Here is a 23,935-nt window from a genome sequence, read left to right as displayed (position 1 = left end):
CTGTATATTTTGTTTTTAATTTAATAATTTTTAGAGTTTTTTCTTTATAGCAAATTATATTAAGCACTAAATTCTTTATAAAATAATATTTGGAAAAAAATAGGTGTCGGTTTTTTTTACGTTAATAAAAAACCTACAGTCCCTAAAAAGTACGAAAGACGCTGCGATTTACGCAACGTCTCTTTTTTCATTATTATTTTAATTTTTAAGAACCACCTGGTTCAACCATCATATATTGCACTTCATGTTTAGCTAATTGGCTTTTACTATCCTTTGTTTCTCCACTAACATTTAAAGTTAAAGTCATTACAGTCAGAATAGATAATACTACCATACTAATTTTTTTCATATTCATCCCACTCTTTCAACTATACTTGCTAACGTCCGTCTCACCGCATTAGCATAATGATAATTACCAACACGCTCAAAACGCCTCAAAGATTCCCTTAATCCTAGTATATCATTGTTAATTCTGGAAATATAGTACATTGTGAACGGAGAATCCATTTTTCTTTCTACAGCTAACTGTTTAAATATTTTTAAAGCTTTATTTTTGTCACCATATAATCCTTCGAAATACCCTATTTCAGATGTATCAAGGTATTCAAATTTTATTTTATCAAGATTAAATCCATTATCTATATAAAGAAAGGCTAAAGTAGATTGGAATGATTTATATTTCCGGCTTTCTCTTCCTATGCCATTGTCCTCTAAATACTTTATGCAATCCAATAAATATTTTTCTGATTTTAATACATCCAAGAACATATAACTTTCTCCCATACAGCATAATGCAGTTGCTTTGGTTATTGGGACTTCCATTTCATTATCTAATATTTTAAGGCATTTCTCTCTACATAATTCTAATTTATCATCAAATAAATTCACATAGGCCATACGTTCGTTAAAATACATACTAAGCCAATTTCTTATAAATCCATCCTTAATCTCTACTAAATTTTTCTCTACCTTATCTAGGTATGGATTCATTGCTCTTATATTAAAAATATCATGCATCGACAATGCATAAAGAATATTAATAACTACTTGGCATTCTGGATCATTCGGAAATACTCTTTTATTAATCTCATCCAGTAAAGGCTGTCCACGTTTTTTATCCAAATTTCTTTTATTAAATAATTTATACGCTTTCAAGTGTTTATTTAATAACTTACAATCACTATGTTTATTAACTAAATAATCTATTACTTCATATTCTCCAGTTCCTTGGCAATAACACAAAGCCTTCCTAACATTTAGATTCTTTTTACATAGTGTAATAAATCGCCTGATTATCTCATTTCTTTCTTTAACGTCCTTGTATATTTCAGACACTACACACAAAAAGTTCTCCAATTTCATTTCTGCTGTTTTTCCAGTAATCGCATCATTTATCACTACACGATCTACTCCGGTTTTTCTTTCTAAGTCAGGAAACGTTAATTCTTCTTTTTTTATTCGCTCCTTTATTTGTTTCATTAAACTCTTCACTAGAAACACTTCCTTTTCCCGAACACGGACACCACCTAACAATTCAAAAAAATTGGAAACAAAATACGAGAAGAGAATATTTATTTTTTATGTTATACTTAGATGTGACTCGTATGTAGCAAAGTGTTTCCTAAGTACTGGTTAGGGAACGGTTCAAGAGAACGTTTAGCAGACACCTCTTGAACACGCTCATATGGGTCTTTTTTCGTTCATTTTTAGTTACTTCCATACTATCACGAATTTTTAAAATTTTAATAAAATAATTATCAATTAAATGTTGAGAAAGTTTTTTTATCGCTATAAATCAAGATTTAGTTGGATATGCAACTTTTCATATTGTTATTTTTATACTTTATAGATATAATACCACAAAACCGAACTTTTGTTCTATTTTATTTTGAGTTTTAAATACATTTTCTATCAATACACTATAAATGACAGTAAATCTATCATTTATAGTATATCAATATGTCTATAATTATACTTGTACTATGAAGACATTTAGTGAAACTTTAAAAACGTTAAGAAAAAGTCGTTCGTTAAGGCAAGAAGATTTAGCTCATGAACTAAACCTTAGTAGAAGCCAAATAAACAATTACGAAAATGGTTTTTCTGAGCCTGATCTCACTACATTATTTCGCCTCGCTTCCTATTTCAATGTAACACTAGATGTGCTTACAGGTCGCATTGATAATTCGGATGATGAAATGTTACATAATACTTTGCTTCGTGTTCAGAAAACATATGGGGTGTTATCTGAACAGCAAAGAAAAAACTTTTGCAAGCAACTTGATTATTATGTTCGTTTCTTGGGTGAGAATAATGAAATACTATGATTTGATTTTAGAAGAAATCATTTCCAATTTCAAATTGTAAAATTTTCTTATTTTTACAATTTGAGCAAGAGAGCTGTACGCTCTCTTTTTTTATTCGCAAATTCGACATAATATGACAAATTTGCGTAAATAGATTTGTTATGCTTAGCTCAATAAATTTACATAATAGGAGTCACCCAAAAAAAAAGACACCCTAAGGTGCCTTTTTTACGTTTTAGTAGCATCAAACATGTTTTTCTCAATTTGTCCCCAAACATTATTCATACTAGTTGTTTCAAAATATCGCATAATAGTCGTTGTATATAATTTGTACTCTAATAATTCTTTGTTTTTTAGTCTTCTACCTTTTTCTTTATATAAAGAAATAAGTATTTTATTCAATTCATTTTTAGAGTATTTAGGTTGTGTTCTTACGCATGTTGGTAAATTAGCTTGTTTTCTTAAATTATTTAATCCATTAAACCTTATCGAGAAAACATTTGCATTATATATCTCATCACTTCGATCTAAATCTTTCGCACTAGCTACTTTGCCTATCTTTTCGCAAAAATTAATGTACATCTGTAAAAGTTCTTCTTTTGTTTCTTTAACTTCATCTACTTTTGAAAATACTATATTTACATTGGCTTCTTTTAAGGCTTCTTCATAAGAAGTAAATATAGCATATATTTGTTGGTCAGTTATCCCTTCTTTCGATAAATCAAGCAATGAAGGGGTTTTATTTAATTTAATAGCAAGATCACTAATAATAGTAATCAATTCTTTTCTAGAAAATTTATATTTATTAATTCGTGATTTAGGACAATTGGATAATAACAGCAAATCTGACCACTTTTTATTAAAACGATCCATCATACCAGATGAAGATAAAAAATCGGGATTTTTATGTTTATCATATAGTTTAGAAGTTATTGCTCCACTTGTAATTTTTAAAATATAGTTGATTTCTTCTTTAAACATATCCATTATTTCTTCATTTGAAATATTAGCATTTTTGAAGCGGTAATGATTTTTAGAAGCTTCTCCATAACCAATCATTTCGATAAATTCAGCCCAAGTTTTTTTAAAACGTACTCTATATAGTTCTGGGCTAGGCACATCAGCAACATTACACCACTCTTTGCGATTAGGTATTTTATTATTTTCTTTAATCCACCTTACTACTATATTAATTAATTCTATGTCAGAATACGTTCGGTAAGAGCGTTCTTTATTTATGTTTAAACCAGCTTTTTTTAACGCTTCGTTCCATGAACCAAATCGATTAATTATAGTATGAGATTGGCTAATATCACTAACTTTAGGACTTCTATCTAATCCTTTCGCCGTTTCCTGTATTATGCAAATTAATTCATCATTTGAATACTTCATATAATGTCACACCACCAAACATTTAACAGTCGTCATATCATAATAAATTATTTATATTTTTAGTATAATCTAACTTGACTGTTCTTGCCCATCCTAAAAGAACGTCATTATTAATTAATTCTAAATAACTTTTAATAAAGTACTGATTTTGTATCAATAAAAAAAGCCCACAAATTATGTGGACTCAGAAGTATGGATACATATATTTTACCACAAAGACACTCAATGGGTGTCTTTTTTCTTTTTGTGATACTGGAATTATTTGTGCCATTAGAATACTATTAGTTCAAGGAGGTATGGATAATGAAAGGATACTTTAGAAAACGTGGTGAAAAGTGGTCATTTACTATTGATATTGGGAAAGATCCTATCACTGGAAAGAGAAAACAAAAAACGGCATCAGGCTTTAAAACAAAGAAAGAAGCTGAACGTGCATGCAATGAACTTATCCATCAATTTAATACTGGAAGTCTAGTTGATGATAAGAATTTTACTCTTAGTGAGTATTTACAAGAATGGCTAGAAAATACAGCTAAACAAAGAGTAAGAGAAACTACATTCACCAATTATAAAAGAGCTGTAAATAGTCGAATTATACCTGTGCTTGGTTCGCACAAATTAAAAGATTTAAAACCCTTGCATGGACAACGATTTGTTAAGTCATTAATTGATGAAGGGTTGTCACCTGCTTATATTGAATATATTTTTATTGTTTTAAAAGGAGCATTAGAAGACGCTGTTAGGTGGGAGCTCCTATTTAAAAACCCATTTCAACATGTGGAAATACCTCGACCACGAAAAGTGGTCAATTCTACGTGGTCAATTGAAGAAACGAAAAGATTCTTAAATCGGACAAAATTTGAAAATGTCATCTATTATCATCTTTTCTTATTGGCATTAAATACAGGTATGAGACGTGGTGAAATACTTGGTCTAAAGTGGAAGAATTTCGATTTGAATGAAGGTAAAATAAGCGTTACAGAAACACTTATTTATGATGAGAATGGATTTAGATTTACAGAACCCAAAACACATGGATCAAAACGTTTAATTTCTATCGATCAAAACTTATGTAAAGAATTTAAGTCTTATAAAGCTAAACAAAATGAGTTCAAATTATTATTTGGGCAGTCATACGAGGACAATGATTTGGTTTTCGCTAAAGAAACTGGACAACCAATATTACCACGAACTATGACAACTACTTTTAATCAATTTATAAAAAAAGCCGATGTACCTCAAATTAGGTTTCACGACTTACGACATACACATGCAACGATCTTATTGAAGCTAGGTATTAATCCGAAAATCGTAAGTGAGCGTTTAGGACATAGTTCAATTAAGACCACATTAGACACTTACAGTCATGTTACTATAGATATGCAAGAAAGTGCTGTTTTAAAGCTAAGTGAGGCATTAAAATCATAAAAAAATTGTTGATGTGGTCAGAATGTGGTCAAACCCATCAACAATCTTATTAAAACCCCTTTATTTCAGGGTTAATTTGACTATATTCTCAACATGAGCTGTATGCGGGAACATATCAACTGGTTGTACATATTCCACTTCATAGCTCTTCATTAACGCTTGTACATCACGTGCTAATGAAGAAGGGTTACAAGATACGTAAACAACTTGTTTCGGCTTCACTTTTAAAATTGTTTCCAGTAATTTATCATCGCAACCTGTACGAGGTGGATCGACAACAATTACATCTGGACGCCATCCTTCTTTTACCCATTTCGGTAGCCATTGTTCAGCTTTACCTGCTTCATATTTCGTATTTGTAAATCCGTGACGCTTCGCATTTTTTCTTGCGTCTGCAATTGCTTCTGGAATTACATCCATACCACGTACTTCCGCTGCATCATTTGCAAGCCAAAGTCCGATTGTACCAACACCACAATACGCATCTACAATTTTCTCATTGCCAGTTAAAGCAGCGGCTTTTTTCGCTTCATTGTATAAAACAACCGTTTGTTCTGGATTCAACTGGAAGAATGCACGTGCTGATAATTCAAATGATAAATCACCAAGTGTTTCTTGAATTACTTCTTTTCCAGCTAATTTAAATGTTTTATCACCGAAAATAACAGATGTTTTACGCCAGTTTACATTTTGCATAATTGATTTAACAGCTGGCATCTGTTTTTGTACTTCTGCAATAAATTGTTCTTTATTTGGCAACTCTTCTTTTGTTGTAATAAGTGTAACTTGTACTTCCCCTGTTTGAACTGCAGTACGTGTCACAATTGTACGTACTAAACCTTTTTGTTTTTTCTCATTGTAAATAGAAACATTTAATTTTTCTAAAATACGTCTTACAACTTTTGTCGCTTCATTCGTTGCTTTATGTTGAATCATACAATGAGCAATATCAATTAACTGATGTGAATTTTGTTTATACAGTCCTGTAATAACCTTTTCGTCTTTACGCCCCACTTGTAGTTGACTCTTATTACGATAATGCCATGGATTTTCCATGCCAAGCGTCGGACGAATTTTCTCTTCCAAACCGTTGTTCATATACTTCTGGAATGCTTGTACAACGATATCACGCTTTTGATTTAATTGTTCTTTATAGTCTAAATGTTGCAATTGGCAACCGCCACACTCTTCATATACCGGACATGGTGCTTTCACACGATGTGGTGAAGCTTTACGAACTTTTTTCACTTTCGCTTCAGCGAAGCCACGCTGAATTTTCGTTGTTTCTGCAACAACTTCTTCTCCTGGTAATGCCCCTGGAATGAAAACAACTTGTCTCTTAAAATAACCAACGCCTTCTCCGTTAATCCCAAGACGTTTAATTGTCACAGGGAACGTTTGACCAACTTCCAACTTACTCTCATGTTGCTTTTGTATCATTATTACACCTCTACTCTATACTTTTCCATAAATATAACGCTGCATAACTGCAGTATGGTTCACACTCTTGTTTCACTTTTTCTAAAAATGCATCATCAGGCTTATCATCTAATTGAAATACACCTTGTACTGCACGCTGAATCCCAATGTCCGCTTTCGGAAACATGTTTTTCCGTCCAAGCCCAAACATTAAAAAATTTTGCACTGTCCATGTACCAATCCCCCTAATTGGTAACAATTGTGCTGAAATCTCTTCTTCCGCCTTGGTTTCTATACTCGCTAAATTTAATGTACCGCTGGCAATACTTCGACCTAATCCTACTATATATTCAGCCTTTCGCTGACTAAACTTCTGCTCTCTCAATTCCTCTATTGAAATATTTGCTACTATTTCTGGAGTGGGGAAAAAGAATACACCGTTCTTTTCTGTTCCATATCGTTTCACAAACTGTTCTGTTAACACAGTAGCAAATTTCAAATTTATTTGTTGATGAATGATACAGCGAAGAAGACAAGCAAAATAATCAAATTCTAAAATAATTGGAGTATAAGCATATGTTTCAAATAGTGGACGTAATGATGTGTTTAAAAAATGATTTTGTATATCTTGAAACGGTTCATTCCAATGAAAAATGGCCCTCATTCGTTTCATAACTTTCTCTGGATCTCCTGTCTGACTAGAAATCCAAAACTGTGGATTTTGAACAGTACCAATCCCTTGCAGGCGAACAACAATCTGTTCCTCGTCTATACAAAGCGGGACATAAATAACTTTCTCATCTAATTGAATGACGTTAAGAGGATCAAAAGATAAACGTTTTAATACTTCTTCAAAATGATACGGATACTCTAACGTAACATGTTCGCTCCACATACGTTTCCCCATCCTTTTTACACATCATTATAGCATGAGAAAACCGCAAGCATACATGCTTACGGTTGATTGCTTTTTACTAAGTCATCTAGACTTTTAAAATGATACCCTTTCTCGCGCAAATCATCAATGATTTTCGCAAGTGCTTCTGCATTATCTTTTGATATTGCATGAAGTAATAAAATAGATCCTGGATGAATCATCGTCATAACATTATTATGAGCATATTGCCACCCTCTTTGCTCATCCACTTTCCAATCCAAAAATGCAAGTGACCAAAATACATTATAGTAGCCCATTTCTTTCGTAAGAGCTAACGTTCTTTCACTAAATACGCCGCGCGGAGGACGTACATATTTCACTTCTTTTTGCCCGGTTACTTTTTTAATTTCTTCCGTTACACTCGTTAATTCTTGACGAAGTTTCTCATCATTTACCGCTGTGAAATCAGGATGGCTCCACGAATGGTTTCCAATAATGTGTCCTTCATTCTTCATTCTTAACAATAAATCTTTTTGTGTTTTAATATAATGCCCCGTTACAAAGAAAGTTGCTGGTACTTTTTTCTCTTTTAATACGTCTAAGATTTTTCCTGTGTATCCATTCTCATATCCATTATCAAATGTTAAATAAATATCCTTTTTCTTCGTATCCCCTAAATAAAAACCACCATTTTTTTGTAGCAAATCTGTATATAACTTTCCTGCATCTGGTACTGTTTCATTTTTAGGGCGCGGGATTCCCCAGTTATGTGGAGTATTTGTATAAGCTAGTGCCGAAACTGGAACAAGTGCCATCATAATTGAAAAAATGAGACCGATATATAACCATTTATGTTTCATAAATAGTCTCCTTTCCATATATAATCGTACTCGTAGTTTCTGTTGCTACGCATTCTTTCATGCTGAACATGTTTTTCTATATATACCAAAAAAATGCATCTCGAATCGTTCGAGATGCATTTTTGTTTACTTAAATACTGGCTCTTTAAAGCTAGCTAATTTTTCAAGTGATGTTTTATCAACATCTGCATGTAAGCTATTACCGTGAGAATCCATCGTTACAACTGCTTTAAATCCATCGATACGTAAATGCCACATTGCCTCTGGAATACCAAATTGTAAGAAATCAACATCTTTCACTTCTTTAATACATTCAGCATAATATTGCGCTGCACCACCGATTGCGTTTAAATATACACCACCGTGTTCTTCTAAAGCTGCTAATGTTTTCGCACCCATGCCGCCTTTTCCAATGACAGCTCTAATACCGAATTTCTTCATAATATCACCTTGGTACGGTTCTTCACGAATACTTGTCGTTGGACCTGCCGCTTTAATTTGCCAATTGTCATTTTCATCTTTCACAACAACTGGACCACAGTGGTAAATAATTTGTCCATTTAAATCTACTGGACAATCGTTATCCATTAAATGCTTATGAATTGCGTCACGACCTGTATACATCATGCCATTAATTGTTACAACATCACCAACGCGAAGTTCACGAATTTGCTCTTCTGTAATTGGCGCTTGTAATACAATTTCACGCTGCTCCGTTTTTTCTTGTACTTCTTGCTCCAGTGTATCTTCACCTTCTTGATATAACCAATCCATAATTTCACCTGTTTCAGGATGGATTGTTACACCAAGGCGACGGTATGCCCAGCAATTATACGCCACAGATACGTAGAAACTAGCTGGCAGACGGTTATACACGCCAATTTTACAGCCAAGTAAAGTTGTTTCTCCGCCAAATCCCATCGTACCAATGCCAAGCTTATTCGCATTTTCTAATACATATTCTTCAAGTTGTTGTAATTCTGGGATTGGATTGACATCATCTAATGTACGGAATAATTGATTTTTTGCTAATTCGTAACCTGATGTGCGGTCTCCCCCGATACCAACACCAATTACACCTGCACTACATCCTTGACCTTGTGCTTGATATACCGCATGAAGAAGGCATTTACGAATCCCTTCTAAATCGCGGCCAGCTCGTCCAAGTCCTTCTAGTTCACACGGTAAGCTATACTGAATATTTTTATTCTCACAGCCACCCCCCTTTAGGATTAAACGTGCATCAATATAATCTTTTTCCCATTGTTCAAACTTAATAACCGGTGTACCTGGTCCTAAATTATTTCCACTATTGTCTCCAAAAAGAGAATCAACAGAATTTGGACGAAGTTTACCATCTTTTGTCGCCCGCTCAAGCGCATTATAGATAGCTTCCTTCAACTTTAATTGATTCACACCAACTGGTGTATAAATTTTAAACGTTGGCATCCCTGTATCTTGGCAAATTGGCGAGATGTTATCATCAGCCATTTTAATATTATTTGTAATTGTGCCAAGTGCCATCGCAGAACGAGTCCCTGCATTTTCTCGCTCTTTCGCTTGTTGAATCGCACGACGAACATCTTTCGGTAAGTTCGTTGACGTTTCAACAATTAGTTGATACATGCTTTCTTGAAGCTTTTCCATTGTTACTTCCCCCTCAATTGTGAACGCTACCAAAACGTTATGAGCTGAAATTTCCACTATTATGCTCTGCAGCTTTTTATTTGTTTCACGCTATTCAAGCATACATGAAATTTTTCACAACTTGATTATACCTCTTTTTCTATCGTCCTTCTATTATCCGCACAGAAAAAGGCTACCAAATTGGAATTGGCAGCCTTTTTAATATATTATTCGTCTTTTTTAAATTGCTCACATTTTAATTCTAATTCATCTAGCATTGCAAGAAGACGATCTACATCTTCTAATTCTACTTCTTCAGGTTCAATTGTATCAATTACTTCAATGAACATATTTAAACGTTCTTTTAAATATACTAATTGTGTATCTTTATCTTGAATTGCTTTTCCCATGAAGGCACTCTCCTTTTAATTCGAGTTGCTTTTATTATACCGCAAAAATGATTACAATGGGTATGTAATTTCATCAATTTTGTCACGGTTATTCACTATAATGTAAGCCCTCTCTCTTTTTCCTCTAAAAAGTTTCGCTTTATAAAAAGCACATATTCTTCTATTATAGAGGATGGACAAATTGTTATTTCAATAGTCAAAGGAGTATTTCATATGACGATATCACAAAAAATGAAGCCGATTACTCCTTCTTACGATCCATGGGAAGCGTATATGGACCTTGAAGAGTACGGCAAACTACTATTAACAAATGTTGAGTTTACAACAACGACGTTATGCAATATGCGCTGTGAGCATTGCGCTGTTGGTTACACGTTACAGCCGAAAGACCCGAATCCGCTTCCGATGGATCTTTTATTAAAACGATTAGATGAGATTCCTCATTTACGTTCTTTAAGTATTACTGGCGGAGAACCTATGCTTTCAAAAAAATCCGTCGACAACTATGTAACACCACTCTTAAAATACGCCCACGAACGAGGTGTTCGCACTCAAATCAACTCAAACTTAACTATAGATTTAGCACGTTACGAACAAATTATTCCCTATTTAGACGTATTGCATATATCTCATAACTGGGGAACAATTGACGACTTCGTTGAAGGCGGATTTGCAATGATGGAGCGTAAACCTACGTATGAACAGCGTGCAAAATTATTTGAACGTATGATCACAAATAGTAAAGCTCTATCAGATGCAGGTGTACTCGTATCAGCCGAAACGATGTTGAATAAACGAACTCTACCACACATTGAGCATATTCATCGTCAAATCGTTGATGAAATGGGATGTAAACGTCATGAGGTTCACCCAATGTATCCAAGTGACTTCGCGAGTAATCTAGAGATTTTAACAAAAGCTGAAATTCGTGATGCAATTGAGCATTTACTAGAAATTCGCGATGAAAATGTATGGATGTTATTTGGAACTTTACCTTTCTATGCTTGTAGCGATGATGAGCGAGACATTGCCACATTTAAAAAATTACAAAAGAGCAAAAATGTAACTGTTCGTAACGATCCAGATGGCCGTTCTCGTTTAAATGTAAATATTTTTGATGGAAATATTATTGTAACGGACTTTGGTGATGTTCCACTTCTAGGTAACATTCAAACAAATACGTTACAAGAAGCGTATGAAAAATGGAGCGCTTCAAAAACAGCAAAATCATTAAGCTGTCACTGTCCAGCAGTAAAATGTCTTGGACCGAATGTTCTTGTAAAAAACAGCTACTATCCAACCGAAGATTTCTTATCAAAAACAGCAAATATTACATTATAAAAAAACGTCAGCTTATAAGCTGACGTTTTTTATCTTATTGCGAATGAGAAGAAGAAATGAATTTAAAATATAAATGATCATGAATTGGGATAGCGGCTCCAATTCCTTGAGAAGTAATATTTTTTACAACAAGCCTTTTTTGATTTCCTTTTAATACGAGATATACTTCTCCAAATGTTACTTTTCCTTTTTCATTTACTGCTGGTGTATAAGCATATAAATATCCAAGTTGACTCGGACTAATATTATACACACGCTCATGCCCTGTACCATAACCAATAGTCGTTTTAAATGAAAGTGGCAATTGTACTTTTTCAAGTGCTTTGAGAAGCATCATTTTTTTCACATCTGCAGCATCTTTCATATCTGCTGTTAAATCACCTTCAACCGTCTTTTGTGTTTCTTGCTTATAGCGTAGTGGATATAGGCGATCTCCTCCGCGATTATCGTACACATTGCGATTTACTTGTTTATATTCCCAATTAACCGATGTATCAATCGATTCATAATGTAAAGCCCATTGCCCTAAATAAATCTTTGCTCGGTACCCTACCGCAAGCGGCGCATTCGAAATTGTTGTTTCATTAAACATTCGAATTAAGTCCGGATTTTCAATTTTAATATTTGCTGTTTTTAATAATTCTTGAGCAAACTTACTCGGCTGTAAACGCGGTAAATCTTGCGCATCATTTGGAAACGTATTGTCTTTAGAAATATTTAAAACAGATGAAGGCATTTTTGTTTCTACTGTTGTCTTTGCAAAGCCACTGTTAGGAAATAATAAAATAAACGAGACCATAGTTGAAAGACATATGCTGTATACTCGTTTCACCTGTCTGGCTCCTTCCTACATAAAGGTATATATACTACTTCGTTTATTGTTTTCTCTGAGCACAATTGTTATGCCTATTTTTCATAATAAATAAAAACCAATTCCCATAATGACATACGCAGCTAATAAAGTACCGCCTTCAAACCAGTTTGTATCTCCATCATTTGAAATCGCAATCGTTAAGAAAACAGCTGTAATCATAGAAACAAGTTCTGGTATTGTAAATACTAAAGGCATCCTTTGCGTGAAAAACATAGAAAGCAGTACTAATACAGGAGCAACAAACATGGCAATTTGTAATGTAGAACCTATCGCAATCTCAACTGCAATATTTACTTTATTTTTATACGCCATAATAATTGCAGATGCATGTTCTGCTGCATTTCCAACAATCGCAACGATAATAACACCTATAAACAATTCTGACCAACCAAATGATTTTGCAACTGTCTCAAATGTATGCACGAGCGCCTCTGACACATAAGCTACCGCAATTGTTGCTATTGCTAAAATGAGTAATGCTTTCCCTTTCGACCACTCTGGTTCTTCCTCATGAGCGACTTCATCACTTTTATGCTGATATACACCACGGTGCGTAACTAACTTAAATAGCAATGCAGCAAGGTACATAATAATCATAATAATCGAGACACCTATACTTAACTGATACGTCTTTCCAGCGTCCATCTTCATTGAAAAAATCTCTGGAATAACAAATGCTACTACTACAGCAAAGATTAATAAAGCCGAATTATGCCTTGCATCATATACATTAAAACTTTGTCTTTTATATTTAAGCCCTCCCACAAAGAAGGATAGCCCTCCTACTAATAATAAATTTCCAAGTACAGAACCTGTTAAAGAAGCTAACACAACTTCAATCAATCCTGCCTGAAGTGCAAAAATCGAAATGATTAGTTCAACAGCGTTACCGAAAGTAGCATTTAATAATCCACCTATTCTAGGACCAGATACAATTGCCAAACTTTCTGTCGCTCTCCCCATAAAACCCGCTAATGCGATAATCGTAATACAATACACAGCAAACATAATTGTTTGAGGCCAATGAAGTGTTTTCCCAAGTACAGACAGTGGTACACCTATAAGAGCCACTATAAGAAATATTTTATTAAACATGCTTTTCATCCTTCCATCGTATGTATTTCTCCTCGATATTATTATTATTATTATTCTCCTAACTTGTCCGATTTCATCACAATTGCGTTTAAAAAATTGAATTGAAGAAAACAGTATGAAAGATGTTTAAATCATCTTGTTTAAATAAAGAAAATGTAAATTAAGAAAAGAGGTAAAAAATATGCACTTAAAAGAAAAAATCGCAACTATTATTCAAGGTCAACGTACCGGTGTATTATCTACAGTACGAAATGAGAAACCTCATAGCGCCTTTATGATGTTTTTCCACGAAGATTTTGTACTGTATGTTGCAACAGATCGACAATCAAAAAAGATAACAGATATTAAAAACAATCCAAATGTACATGTACTACTTGGTCGTGAAGGAAAAAAATTAGATGAAGATTATATCGAAGTGGAAGGCTTAGCCTCCATCGAGGAAGACTCCACATTAAAAAACAAGTTTTGGAGTAATAGCTTAAAGCGTTGGTTACTCGGTCCTGAAGACCCTAATTATGTACTAATTAAAATCAACCCCGATACAATTTATTACATCGATGGTGCGGGTACGACGGAGCCCGAGTTTTTACGACTATAAAGTGAAACAAGCCCACCTTTAGGTGGGCTTGTTTTGTCGAAAAGTTCTTCTGAAAAAAACAATAAAATAGGTGGAACTTTCTAAAGATTCTGTTATATAATAGCAGTAACTTAAATAAACTGTATTAAAACAGATTGAGAGGAGAAATAAAATTGATGAAAAGAGAAGAACGTAAAAACATGATTGAGTTTATCGAAAAGAAAAAAGGGATTGAGCGTGACGAATTATTGTTTATGACAGATGATGAAGTAGAACATATTTATAATGTAACGTACTTTTTATATGAAGAAATTGCAGAGTAGTATAATACTCCCCACCTTATGAAAAATATAAGGTGGGGAGTATTTCGTTATCTATCCAGCTCTTTGCGAGGCGGTAAAATCCCATTCACTTTATACGTGAGAATGATTTTCATGTATAATAATGTACGATTGGAGGAATTTTACTATGAGTTCATGGCTCTTATTCGCACTATTATCAGCAATTACTGCTGCCCTTGTATCTATTTTCGGTAAGATTGGTTTAGATGGAATCGATGCCAATGTTGCTACGACGGTTCGTTCTATTATTATGGCATTATTTATGATAGGCGTTATTATTATACAAGGTAAATTTCAAAATATCGGCGACGTACTGCTAAATAAAAAAGCACTGCTCTTTATCACATTAAGTGGAGTTGCAGGTGCTTCGTCATGGCTATTTTATTTTCTTGCCCTTAAAACAGGAAAGGTTTCACAAGTAGCTCCTGTCGATAAATTAAGTGTCGTATTTTCTATCATTCTCGCTATGATTATACTCGGCGAAAAGTTAAACTTTATGACTGGTATTGGTGTTGTCTTTATTACAGCTGGTGTACTATTTATCGCTTTCAGCTAAAAAACCGCTACTCGCGGTTTTTCTTTTTCTTTATGTAAAACCATACGACACATGTAACAACTACTGAAATGGATAAAATCCATATTCCATAATGATGCAAACTATACTCAACGAAACGCCACTTCTCTCCTAACTTCCAGCCAAGTCCAATAAAAACACTTATCCAAATAAGTGCACCACCGTAAGCGTACAAACAAAAACGCCAAAGTGTTAAATTCGACATCCCAGCAAAATACGCTGTTAAATGACGTACTCCTGGGATAAAATAACCAACTATTAAAAGAAATGGGCCATATTTTTCAAATAAAATATGTGTTTTTTCAATGTGATGTTCTTTAATTCTAATTTTCGGTCCATATTTTTTTAAAACAGGGAGTCCAAGTTTTAAACCTAATATGTAGCTTAATGTAATGCCTAACATCGCACCAGCCATCCCACTTAAAAACGCAGCTGTTCCTGACATAACGCCTTTTGAAACGTTATAACCAACGAAGGTCAATAAAAACTCGTCTGGTATCGGTAATCCAACAATCCCGCCAGCTAAAGCTATAATAATTCCAAAATACCCATAATGTGCGATTAACTCGCCAATATGTTGTTCCATTCGGAAGACACATCCTATACACGATCGTTATTCCACATTGTGCCCTTTCTATCTTTCAGACAAACATGGTATACATATTCACTATACATTGTTTTTATAATGAACTCTACTTCTATCCATTCCTTTAGCAGGCTGAAATTGAACTATTAATCAGTGACCTCGCTCATTCTTAGTACACATCAATCACGTGCTAGACTCCCGCCTTCTTTCCTTATATCCATCTCCTCTTGAAGGACTAATCTTACTATCCACAAATACCATGATTAAAAAATAAAAATTCATATGCTTGTTTTTTTGTTACAATAAAGGAAAGTTACTTTTCGCAACGGTTTAACTCTCAGGAAAAATGATATACCTAGCAAAAACATAGTTTGGTCGATATAATGCAACTTCTACCTATTAAAAGAACATGCACCCTTTACATACAACATCATTTTTCTAAATTATACAGGGGGAACGAACATGACCATTGAAAATCAATTTATCCAAAAGGTTTACTATAAAACATTTTTAACAGAAAAAACTTCTACTCCAGTATCAGAAGTACTCGGTGAAGCATATATAAATGAATCTACAAATGAATTCTCCAATATTTCTAATATTCGCTTTGCTCAAGGTGAATTGTATTACCAAAATAAAGACTTTGAAGCAGCAATATTTAAATGGGAGAAAGTAAATAATGAGCTTGCACTTTGGGCAACCAAGAATATTGCAGATGCTTATTTTGAACTAGGATTCTTACCAAAGGCAGAAGAAATGTATCAATCTATCCAAACGGAAGATACAACTCTTACAATGGAAGTTTCCTTACAACTTCTTTCTCTTTATATCGAACAAGATCGTTTAGGTCTAGCATTTAAGACGATTAGTGAGGCTGTTGCATTTCAACCTGACTATCCAAATATTACTTCAATTGCTCGTTCATTCTATGAAAAACAAGAAGATTGGAATAACGCCATCGAACTTGCCGTTCAAGAAGGAATTCGAACAAAATCATTACACTGGTTCGATACTTTAATCAATTATGTGAATCAAGGATTTACGAAACAAATCAAACCAGAATATTTCTATGAATCTTTAAAAGCTTTATATGCAATTGATCAAGTCCAATTTAAGGAACTTGTTATTGCTCTTTGGAACAGCTATCAAAATGAAAAATCACATCTACCTTGGATTCAAACAATCAATCATTTATTCTTACATATTGAAACAGACAACAATGACGATTGGCATGAAATTGTTGAACGCTATCAAGATACGTACTTTGAATTAATTACTGGTGAACATTTCATGCATGAAATGCAAGGACTTGTACCTGACTTATTAACAAATTGGTTTAGTTTAACGAGAGCAAAAGACGCCCTATTCGTCTCTGCTGCAGTGTTAGCGTGGAATGAAGTTTCACCTACAACTTTAGAGTCATTACTCGTAAAAAGTGCGGGAGCCCTACTCTCTAATTCAACAGCTGAAACAAATGTGAAAATGGAAACTGTTTCTCATTTATTCGAAACAATTGCTGTATGGGCTGAAAAAAATGATGTAGATTTAAGTCATCAATTTACGTTACTCGTTCATGAACTATGTGATTTAAATGTTACAAAATTACTAATTTCGGGAACTAGTGACTATGATAAATTATCATTCGTCAATTCAATATTAGGAGAGAACATCTTAACTGAAACTATAACAACTCCTATTCTATTTAAAGATGATAGCCAAACTGAAATAACAGAATTCACTGCGTTAGATGTGCACAATATACCGAACTTTGATGAATTCCATCAAATAATGGCTACACCTGAACAATCAGAACTTGAGAACAAATGTATAGAAATTAAATTACCAAGTAGATTTTTGAGAAAGAATAAATTTGCATTTCTTGTTACACCATCTGTTCGAGGACAAGTGGAAAAAAACAGCTCATATTTTGAATACTTACAAGCCGCAGATAGCCTTATTTACGTATTAAATTCTGCTTCATCGTTACATGGTGAAGAACTTGATACATTACTTTATTTACGTGAACAAGTACCAAACTTACAAATTCATTTCGTATTACATACAAATAGTGCGGATACGAATGAAAAACTAATGAGTAAGATGAAAGTCCATTTCCCAAATGCGCAGTTCTTCCCATACTCTCCTTCACAAGAGGGGAGCCAACAACTTGGGGACGTGACAGAGTCTATTCTTTCTAATCTAGCAGAACGCGATATAGAACAAGAACGTATCGAAAAACTAATATGGTTTACTCAAAAGACAATCGCATACCTTGTAAATGAACGTGTGGAATTAGAAAATACATTAGTCAAATCAGTACGCTGGAATAAACATATCTCAGTAAAACTAAACGGATTTATTAACAATCTTACTGCTCTTGAAAAAGATAAAATTCGTTCTATTACAGAATCTTATCTTTTAACGAAAGAAGAAATCACAAGAGATATCCATTCTCAAATTCCTGAATTATTACAGAGCTGCTCTGACCTTGTTCAAGAAGATAGTGATTTCAAATTAGTTCATGAAGAATTAAATACTGCGATGAACGAACGAATTCAAAAACATGTACAGCAAGTGCTTCTCCCTAAATTTACTGGGTTTATTCAAGAGTGGATTGAAACAGCACATAATGAATTTATTCAAGCTCAATCTTATTTAGATGAAATGAGTGAAACGTTTAATAAATTATATAAAGAAGAACGAATGAAACTTCCTTGCGATTTCAAATTACTAGATGATTGGCATCGAGATGTTGTACGCATGACCAATAGAATTACAGTATCGAATATCAATATTTTATTACGTTTTACACCGACACAATTTTTCTTAAAGAGTGCAGGAAAACTATTTGGTAACATGCAAAAAAATCAATCTATGCTTGCAAACAAATATAAACAATATATTGAAACGGAAGACTATACGGAAATTGCTCAAACGATTTCAAAACAATTCTTCCTTCAATTTGAAGTATTTGAAGGCGCATTAGAACGAGATATCATGATGTTCTTTAAAGATCCACTTAGCATACTGAAACAAAATGTAGAAGCCGCTCAACTTGAAATACAGGAAGACGAGCAAACATTAGCAACGTTAAGAAGCAATCCAGAAACTTATCACGATCCGTTAGCATTCTTTAAACTGCAACTATTGCAACACAAATTCGTTTTAAGTACGCACAAAAACAATGAAGACGTCTATGAATTTAATGAGTCTCCTACGATTTAACATAAAGTGAAACTTTAATCAGTGGGGGGTCTTCATCCCCCACCTAACTTCCTTGCTTTCGCTGAATTTTGAGGTGGGGGTCTTACTGCCCATTAAAGCGGGATAAAAAACCAAGCAAACTGAAGTTTGCTTGGTTTTTTACTTTAATTCATTATTTTCATATGTTCAAATGGATAATAAATTGCCGCTAATTCTCCTAATACATCAGCTTTATCAATGAGTCCTAAACCATTTCTACTATCTCTGCTTATTAAGCGATTATCTCCCATAACAAAAATCTTGTTTTTAGGAACTGTAATTGGTCCAAAGTCCTCCGTTAAATTCATAAGTTTTTTTTCAGCTTGTTTTTTATTACTATACAAATACGCTTCCTCTATCACTTCATGATTCACATATAATTGATCATTTCTCACCTCAATAACATCGCCAGGCAAACCAATAACCCTTTTCACATAAAAATTATCTGTCTTTACAACAATAATATCTTCTCTCCCATAACTTTCAAATTTCTTTGCCAACTTATTCACAATCACCTTATCCCCATCTTGTAACGTTGGCTTCATAGACGCCCCTTTTACAGTCGTAGGAAAAAATACGAAAATTTTCGCCAAAAACACGAGCAAACAAGCAATTGCAATTGTTCCAAAGAATTCACGCAACCGTTTTTTCTTTTGCATCATTCCACCATCTCATCATGTTTTTACTTTTATTATAAAGACTTCAACTACTTAATTTCTATAAAATTCCGAATTATAAAATTAGAATATTAAAAACTTTAAAATAACATCCTCATAAAATCCTTATTTTTATATACCATATTTTATATGTACCTCACTATTTATAGACAGTAAAATTTGGCTGAAGCAAAATAGTAAAAAAGATACTCTCCAAATAGTCTATCTACTATTTGGAGAGTATCCTTTTATATTCCCACATATACAATACACATTTGAGCCGCTACATATGTAAACCAAATCCAAAGTGGTTCATACTTTAATTTGCGCCCTCCAATATCTGTCACGCCAATAATAAAATCAGAAATCACAAATAGTAAACCACCAAAAGCTGGTATCCACCATATTCCTGTATTCTCATAGTATAAGGCGAATGCAAAGCAAGCCATTCCTCCAACCCACAATCCGTAAATTAGCGCTCCTATCGTAAACAATTTATCTTGTTTCTCATTTCGAATAAAAAAGAACCATCCTATAATGAGAAAGAGTCCGTATGCGAGTAAACCAATCCAAAAACCATTCCATGAAATGCCTGTTTGCAAAAATGCTTTTACATAAAAACAATGCGCAAGCGCGAAAGTAATCATCCCTCCAATTAGCCTGTGACCAATTGGAATTAAACCTGCCATAAATAAATCCCCTACAGTTGATAACGTCATACCTAGTGCAACCCACGTACTATAATCTACTGATGGATCTTGTAACCATATCCAAATTGCACTTGCTGTTAAAGAAAAACTAAGAATAAGACGCACCGCTAAAGGTAACGGCATATTATTTCTTTTCTTTTTTGTCTGTCCTATTGCATAAATTACACCAATTAAAAAAAGAATGATTTGTGCAATTAACACCATGTAAAGTAGATTCATAATATGTTCTCCCCAATAAAATGCTTTTTGTATCTTTTTTCGTTACACCTAGTCTATTATCCTTTTTCTACATAAAAAAAGAAGAACAATACTGTTCTTCTTTTTTAATCGTTTTCCTGTTATTTATGCTACTTGTTTTTCTTGCTCCATTTTCTGCTTAGCTGGCGTACGATTCACCACGATAATTCCCGCGGCTACACATGCTAAACCAAATAATACAAATGAATGAATTGCTTCTCCTAAAATCATGCTCGATAATAACACACCAAATACGGGTATGAAGAACATGTACATTGATACTTTTCCAACCTTGTTGTACTTCATAATTGTATTCCAAATGCAAAATCCTGCTGCGGATAAGAAAGATAAGTAAATCAGCATAAGTATTGCATGTACACTGAATGTAAATGGCATGACTCCAACTTGCAAAGCCCCTATACATAATAGCCCGATAGAACCAAAAATCATTTGGTATGCTGTCATATAGCCAACATCTAATGTTTTACTACCTTCTTTCGCCAATATATTCCCATACGAGTACAACATTGCTGCAATCAGAAGTAATAAACTACCAATTCCGAAATGGAATGACAAACTACCATCACTCGGTACATTTACTAAAATGACACCACAGAAGCCGATAGAAACTCCAATTACTTTTCTCACATTAAGAGCATCATCTTTATATAAAAAATGTGCGAGTAAAATTTGAAAGAATGATGAGGTTCCTGAAATGATAGCTCCTTCAATACCAGAACTATAGCTCATTCCAATATAAAAGCATATATATTGAAGAAATGTTTGAAATAAACCAATTTGTACTAACTGCTTCCCCGTTCCTTTTTTGAAATTCATATCTTTTCCTAACGCTTTAAAGAAGAATAAAAGCATAACCCCAGATAAGAAGAAACGATAACCAGCAAATAATATTTGCTCCCCAACTTCTTGTGGCTGAATTCCAAGTTCAGCATAACTTAATTTAATAAAAGGGAATGCGCTCCCCCATAAAAAAGTCGCTACTATTGCAGCAATAAACACGCCAATCGGATGGGTAAAAAATTTCTCTGTCTTCACTTGTTGTCTTCCTTTCCGATCTTTTTACGAACAATATTCATATATACCAAAGGAACTGTGAAAACACAAGTTTTCAGTTTATACGCAAACAAAAACATATCATCTAACGAAAACATATGCTATACTATAGAATAATTACAACATAATAACTGTTAAAAACAGATTCAACAGAAATGCTGCTATCCATTATGGATGGCAGCTTTCGTCGTTCTATAGGGGTTTCGATTTTGATTATTTTTCTCAATAAGAATTTGGAAGGAGCGAGTAGTAATGAACTCAGAAGTAAAAACATTACAAGTACAAAAGTCTATTTCTCATCCCTCTTTATGGGATACATTAAAGAAACATTATGAACTTATATTTGCAATCGCATCTGGTATTTTCATTTTAGCTGGTTGGTTATTCACAAAGAACGATGTAATGAATGTAGGCATTACTTGCTATATCCTTGCTTATATAGTTGGTGGATATGCAAAAGCAAAAGAAGGTATTGAAGATACAATTGAGGAGAAAGAGCTAAATGTCGAAATGCTTATGCTCTTTGCTGCTATCGGTGCTGCAATTATTGGCTACTGGGCAGAAGGCGCGATTTTAATCTTTATTTTCGCACTAAGCGGTGCAATGGAATCTTATACATTAAGTAAAAGCCAAAAAGAAATTTCAGCGCTTCTTGATCTACAACCTGAAGAAGCATTACGTATTTCAAATGGAACCGAGGAACGTGTTCCTGTTGGACGATTACAAATTAACGACATTATTTTAATTAAGCCAGGTGAGCGCGTTCCTGCTGACGGTACGATTCATAGCGGTGAAACAAATATCGATGAGGCAGCGATTACTGGTGAACCTATTCCAAATGAAAAAAAACATGGTGATGAAGTATTTGCTGGTACTGTAAATTTACGCGGTGCTATCGAAGTTAAAATTACGAAGCCGAGCGATCAAACATTATTCCAAAAGATTATCCGTCTCGTTCAAAGTGCACAAAGTGAAAAATCACCATCACAACTATTCATCGAAAAGTTTGAAGGAACATATGTAAAAGGTGTACTACTCGTTGTTGCGCTTATGATGTTCGTCCCTCATTTCTTACTAGATTGGAGCTGGAATGAAACGTTTTATCGCGCTATGATCTTACTTGTAGTCGCATCTCCTTGTGCACTCGTTGCTGCCATTACACCAGCAACGTTATCTGCTATTTCTAACGGAGCAAGAAATGGAATTCTCTTTAAAGGTGGCATACATTTAGAACGCCTCGCTTCAGTAAAAGCAATTGCTTTTGATAAAACAGGGACATTAACAGAAGGAAAACCTACCGTAACAGATGTATATGTTCGAGAAAATATGACAGAAAAAGAAGTACTTTCAATTACAGCAGCAATTGAAAGTCACTCTACACATCCTTTAGCTGAATCTATTGTGAAGTATGCACAACATGCGTATGACATTACATTAAAAAAACCAGAAAACGTTGAAGATGTAACTGGTTTTGGGCTAAAAGGAACATTCGAAAACAAAGCTTATAAAATAGGTAAAGCTGATTTTATCGGTGAAGAAACAAAGACATTTCATAATGGTATTTCTGCTTCCCTTGAAAAAGAAGGTAAAACTGTCGTTTATATTAGTGACGAGGATGGCATCCTTGGGCTTATCGCTTTAAAAGATACACTTCGCCAAGAAACGATAGCTGCTATTCGCGAATTACAAAGCATCGGTGTCGAAGCAATTATGATTACTGGTGATAATGAAGAAACAGCAAAAGCAATTGCCTCTGAAAGTAATATAAAGGAATATTACGCATCATGCTTACCAGAAACAAAAGTGGAAACGATTAAAAAGCTAAAAGAAAAATACGGGACAGTAGCAATGGTCGGAGATGGTATAAATGATGCCCCTGCACTCGCTACTGCTAGCATTGGTGTAGCGATGGGAGAAGGAACAGACGTAGCTTTAGAAACGGCAGACGTTGTACTTATGAAGAACGAGTTATCTCGACTTTCACAAGCAATTCGTTTATCAAAACGAATGAACCGTATTGTAAAGCAAAACGTAATCTTTTCACTAGCTGTAATTGCAATGCTGATTTGTTCAAACTTCATGCAATTTTTAGCTCTTCCATTCGGTGTTATCGGGCATGAGGGAAGTACGATTCTTGTTATTTTAAATGGCTTACGATTATTAAAAGGAAACAATTAAAACGGGTCCCTCATAAAGGACCCGTTTTTTCTAATGGTAGCTATTATGCCCGTTTGCACTACCGCTCGTTTTATGCTTTGGATGCGAACTACTCTTTTGTTTATTGTTATTTTTATTGTTGTGATTCTTTT

At 34.0% G+C, this 23,935-nt stretch carries 22 protein-coding genes; 8 read left to right on the top strand and 14 right to left on the bottom strand.

The features are described from left to right. Positions 1–205: 205 nt before the first annotated feature. Together PSR14_RS02840 and PSR14_RS02835 are read right to left on the bottom strand one after the other, a co-directional pair. Positions 206–349 carry a hypothetical protein gene (locus tag PSR14_RS02840; protein WP_169509329.1) on the bottom strand — a complete coding sequence of 48 codons (144 nt, stop codon included), beginning with the start codon at positions 347–349 and terminating at the stop codon, positions 206–208. Between the two features lie 2 nt (positions 350–351). Beyond that, complete coding sequence (locus PSR14_RS02835) at positions 352–1,491, bottom strand: AimR family lysis-lysogeny pheromone receptor (protein ID WP_073541439.1); 1,140 nt, start codon at positions 1,489–1,491, stop codon at positions 352–354. A 491-nt stretch (positions 1,492–1,982) separates the two neighbouring features. On the opposite strand from PSR14_RS02835, the gene PSR14_RS02830 reads away from it, so the two are divergent. After that, the gene (locus PSR14_RS02830) at positions 1,983–2,327 is read left to right on the top strand and encodes a helix-turn-helix domain-containing protein (protein WP_073541480.1); all 345 of its coding nucleotides are present in this window, start codon (positions 1,983–1,985) and stop codon (positions 2,325–2,327) included. A 207-nt stretch (positions 2,328–2,534) separates the two neighbouring features. On the opposite strand, the gene PSR14_RS02825 is transcribed toward PSR14_RS02830, so the two are convergent. Then, entirely contained in the window at positions 2,535–3,698 is a 1,164-nt protein-coding gene (locus PSR14_RS02825; protein WP_073541437.1) for a homing endonuclease associated repeat-containing protein, read from the bottom strand. 303 nt (positions 3,699–4,001) lie between these two features. Here PSR14_RS02825 and PSR14_RS02820 point away from each other — a divergent pair, with 303 nt between their 5' ends. After that, on the top strand, positions 4,002–5,126 hold the full coding sequence (locus PSR14_RS02820; RefSeq protein WP_073541435.1) for a site-specific integrase: 1,125 nt from the start codon (positions 4,002–4,004) through the stop codon (positions 5,124–5,126). Between the two features lie 60 nt (positions 5,127–5,186). Here the strand turns inward: PSR14_RS02820 and rlmD are convergent, their stop codons facing one another. The 5 genes from rlmD to PSR14_RS02795 all read right to left on the bottom strand — a co-directional run bounded on the left by rlmD (position 5,187) and on the right by PSR14_RS02795 (position 10,318). Further along, entirely contained in the window at positions 5,187–6,566 is a 1,380-nt protein-coding gene (gene rlmD / locus PSR14_RS02815; protein ID WP_073541433.1) for a 23S rRNA (uracil(1939)-C(5))-methyltransferase RlmD, read from the bottom strand. Between the two features lie 10 nt (positions 6,567–6,576). Continuing rightward, the gene (locus tag PSR14_RS02810; protein WP_000269439.1) at positions 6,577–7,440 is read right to left on the bottom strand and encodes a DNA-3-methyladenine glycosylase; all 864 of its coding nucleotides are present in this window, start codon (positions 7,438–7,440) and stop codon (positions 6,577–6,579) included. 59 nt (positions 7,441–7,499) lie between these two features. Beyond that, positions 7,500–8,282: a delta-lactam-biosynthetic de-N-acetylase gene (pdaA, locus tag PSR14_RS02805; RefSeq protein WP_000681213.1), complete on the bottom strand. Its 783-nt coding sequence runs from the start codon at positions 8,280–8,282 to the stop codon at positions 7,500–7,502. A gap of 126 nt (positions 8,283–8,408) precedes the next feature. Beyond that, a complete protein-coding gene (fumA, locus tag PSR14_RS02800) occupies positions 8,409–9,929 on the bottom strand; it encodes a class I fumarate hydratase (RefSeq protein ID WP_000413517.1) in 1,521 nt (506 codons plus the stop codon). A 206-nt stretch (positions 9,930–10,135) separates the two neighbouring features. After that, positions 10,136–10,318 carry an SE1561 family protein gene (locus tag PSR14_RS02795; RefSeq protein ID WP_000513558.1) on the bottom strand — a complete coding sequence of 61 codons (183 nt, stop codon included), beginning with the start codon at positions 10,316–10,318 and terminating at the stop codon, positions 10,136–10,138. A gap of 213 nt (positions 10,319–10,531) precedes the next feature. Between PSR14_RS02795 and yfkAB the strand changes: the two genes are divergently transcribed. Next, positions 10,532–11,659 carry a radical SAM/CxCxxxxC motif protein YfkAB gene (yfkAB, locus tag PSR14_RS02790; protein ID WP_000156010.1) on the top strand — a complete coding sequence of 376 codons (1,128 nt, stop codon included), beginning with the start codon at positions 10,532–10,534 and terminating at the stop codon, positions 11,657–11,659. A 34-nt stretch (positions 11,660–11,693) separates the two neighbouring features. Here yfkAB and PSR14_RS02785 read toward each other — a convergent pair whose 3' ends face one another. Together PSR14_RS02785 and cax are read right to left on the bottom strand one after the other, a co-directional pair. After that, positions 11,694–12,491 (bottom strand): YfkD famly protein, encoded by a 798-nt coding sequence (locus PSR14_RS02785; RefSeq protein WP_001992424.1) that lies wholly within the window; start codon positions 12,489–12,491, stop codon positions 11,694–11,696. Between the two features lie 81 nt (positions 12,492–12,572). Next, positions 12,573–13,628 carry a calcium/proton exchanger gene (gene cax / locus PSR14_RS02780; RefSeq protein ID WP_000482144.1) on the bottom strand — a complete coding sequence of 352 codons (1,056 nt, stop codon included), beginning with the start codon at positions 13,626–13,628 and terminating at the stop codon, positions 12,573–12,575. A 181-nt stretch (positions 13,629–13,809) separates the two neighbouring features. On the opposite strand from cax, the gene PSR14_RS02775 reads away from it, so the two are divergent. From PSR14_RS02775 to PSR14_RS02765, 3 genes are all read left to right on the top strand, one after another. Next, the gene (locus PSR14_RS02775; protein ID WP_000550222.1) at positions 13,810–14,226 is read left to right on the top strand and encodes a pyridoxamine 5'-phosphate oxidase family protein; all 417 of its coding nucleotides are present in this window, start codon (positions 13,810–13,812) and stop codon (positions 14,224–14,226) included. 155 nt (positions 14,227–14,381) lie between these two features. Then, a complete protein-coding gene (locus PSR14_RS02770) occupies positions 14,382–14,528 on the top strand; it encodes a BH0509 family protein (protein ID WP_000817786.1) in 147 nt (48 codons plus the stop codon). A 145-nt stretch (positions 14,529–14,673) separates the two neighbouring features. Then, complete coding sequence (locus tag PSR14_RS02765; protein WP_061131244.1) at positions 14,674–15,102, top strand: EamA family transporter; 429 nt, start codon at positions 14,674–14,676, stop codon at positions 15,100–15,102. Positions 15,103–15,109: 7 nt separating this feature from the next. Here the strand turns inward: PSR14_RS02765 and PSR14_RS02760 are convergent, their stop codons facing one another. Next, positions 15,110–15,706 carry a DedA family protein gene (locus PSR14_RS02760; protein ID WP_000434856.1) on the bottom strand — a complete coding sequence of 199 codons (597 nt, stop codon included), beginning with the start codon at positions 15,704–15,706 and terminating at the stop codon, positions 15,110–15,112. A 462-nt stretch (positions 15,707–16,168) separates the two neighbouring features. On the opposite strand from PSR14_RS02760, the gene PSR14_RS02755 reads away from it, so the two are divergent. Further along, positions 16,169–18,931 (top strand): lipopolysaccharide assembly protein LapB, encoded by a 2,763-nt coding sequence (locus PSR14_RS02755; RefSeq protein WP_000151452.1) that lies wholly within the window; start codon positions 16,169–16,171, stop codon positions 18,929–18,931. 143 nt (positions 18,932–19,074) lie between these two features. Here PSR14_RS02755 and lepB read toward each other — a convergent pair whose 3' ends face one another. The 3 genes from lepB to PSR14_RS02740 all read right to left on the bottom strand — a co-directional run bounded on the left by lepB (position 19,075) and on the right by PSR14_RS02740 (position 21,608). Then, positions 19,075–19,611, bottom strand: a complete 537-nt coding sequence (gene lepB, locus PSR14_RS02750) for a signal peptidase I (protein ID WP_000983293.1) — start codon at positions 19,609–19,611, stop codon at positions 19,075–19,077. 242 nt (positions 19,612–19,853) lie between these two features. Then, positions 19,854–20,534 carry a lysoplasmalogenase gene (locus PSR14_RS02745; RefSeq protein WP_001051050.1) on the bottom strand — a complete coding sequence of 227 codons (681 nt, stop codon included), beginning with the start codon at positions 20,532–20,534 and terminating at the stop codon, positions 19,854–19,856. Positions 20,535–20,657: 123 nt separating this feature from the next. Next, positions 20,658–21,608, bottom strand: a complete 951-nt coding sequence (locus PSR14_RS02740) for a DMT family transporter (protein WP_000845687.1) — start codon at positions 21,606–21,608, stop codon at positions 20,658–20,660. Positions 21,609–21,878: 270 nt separating this feature from the next. Here PSR14_RS02740 and PSR14_RS02735 point away from each other — a divergent pair, with 270 nt between their 5' ends. Next, positions 21,879–23,804 carry a heavy metal translocating P-type ATPase gene (locus PSR14_RS02735; RefSeq protein WP_048557769.1) on the top strand — a complete coding sequence of 642 codons (1,926 nt, stop codon included), beginning with the start codon at positions 21,879–21,881 and terminating at the stop codon, positions 23,802–23,804. Positions 23,805–23,935: the final 131 nt, after the last annotated feature.

It is taken from the genome of Bacillus sp. A01H, from assembly GCF_045277205.1.
GTDB classification, from domain to species: Bacteria; Bacillota; Bacilli; order Bacillales; family Bacillaceae_G; genus Bacillus_A; species Bacillus_A paranthracis.
This window is presented reverse-complemented; position numbering and strand designations above follow the sequence as displayed.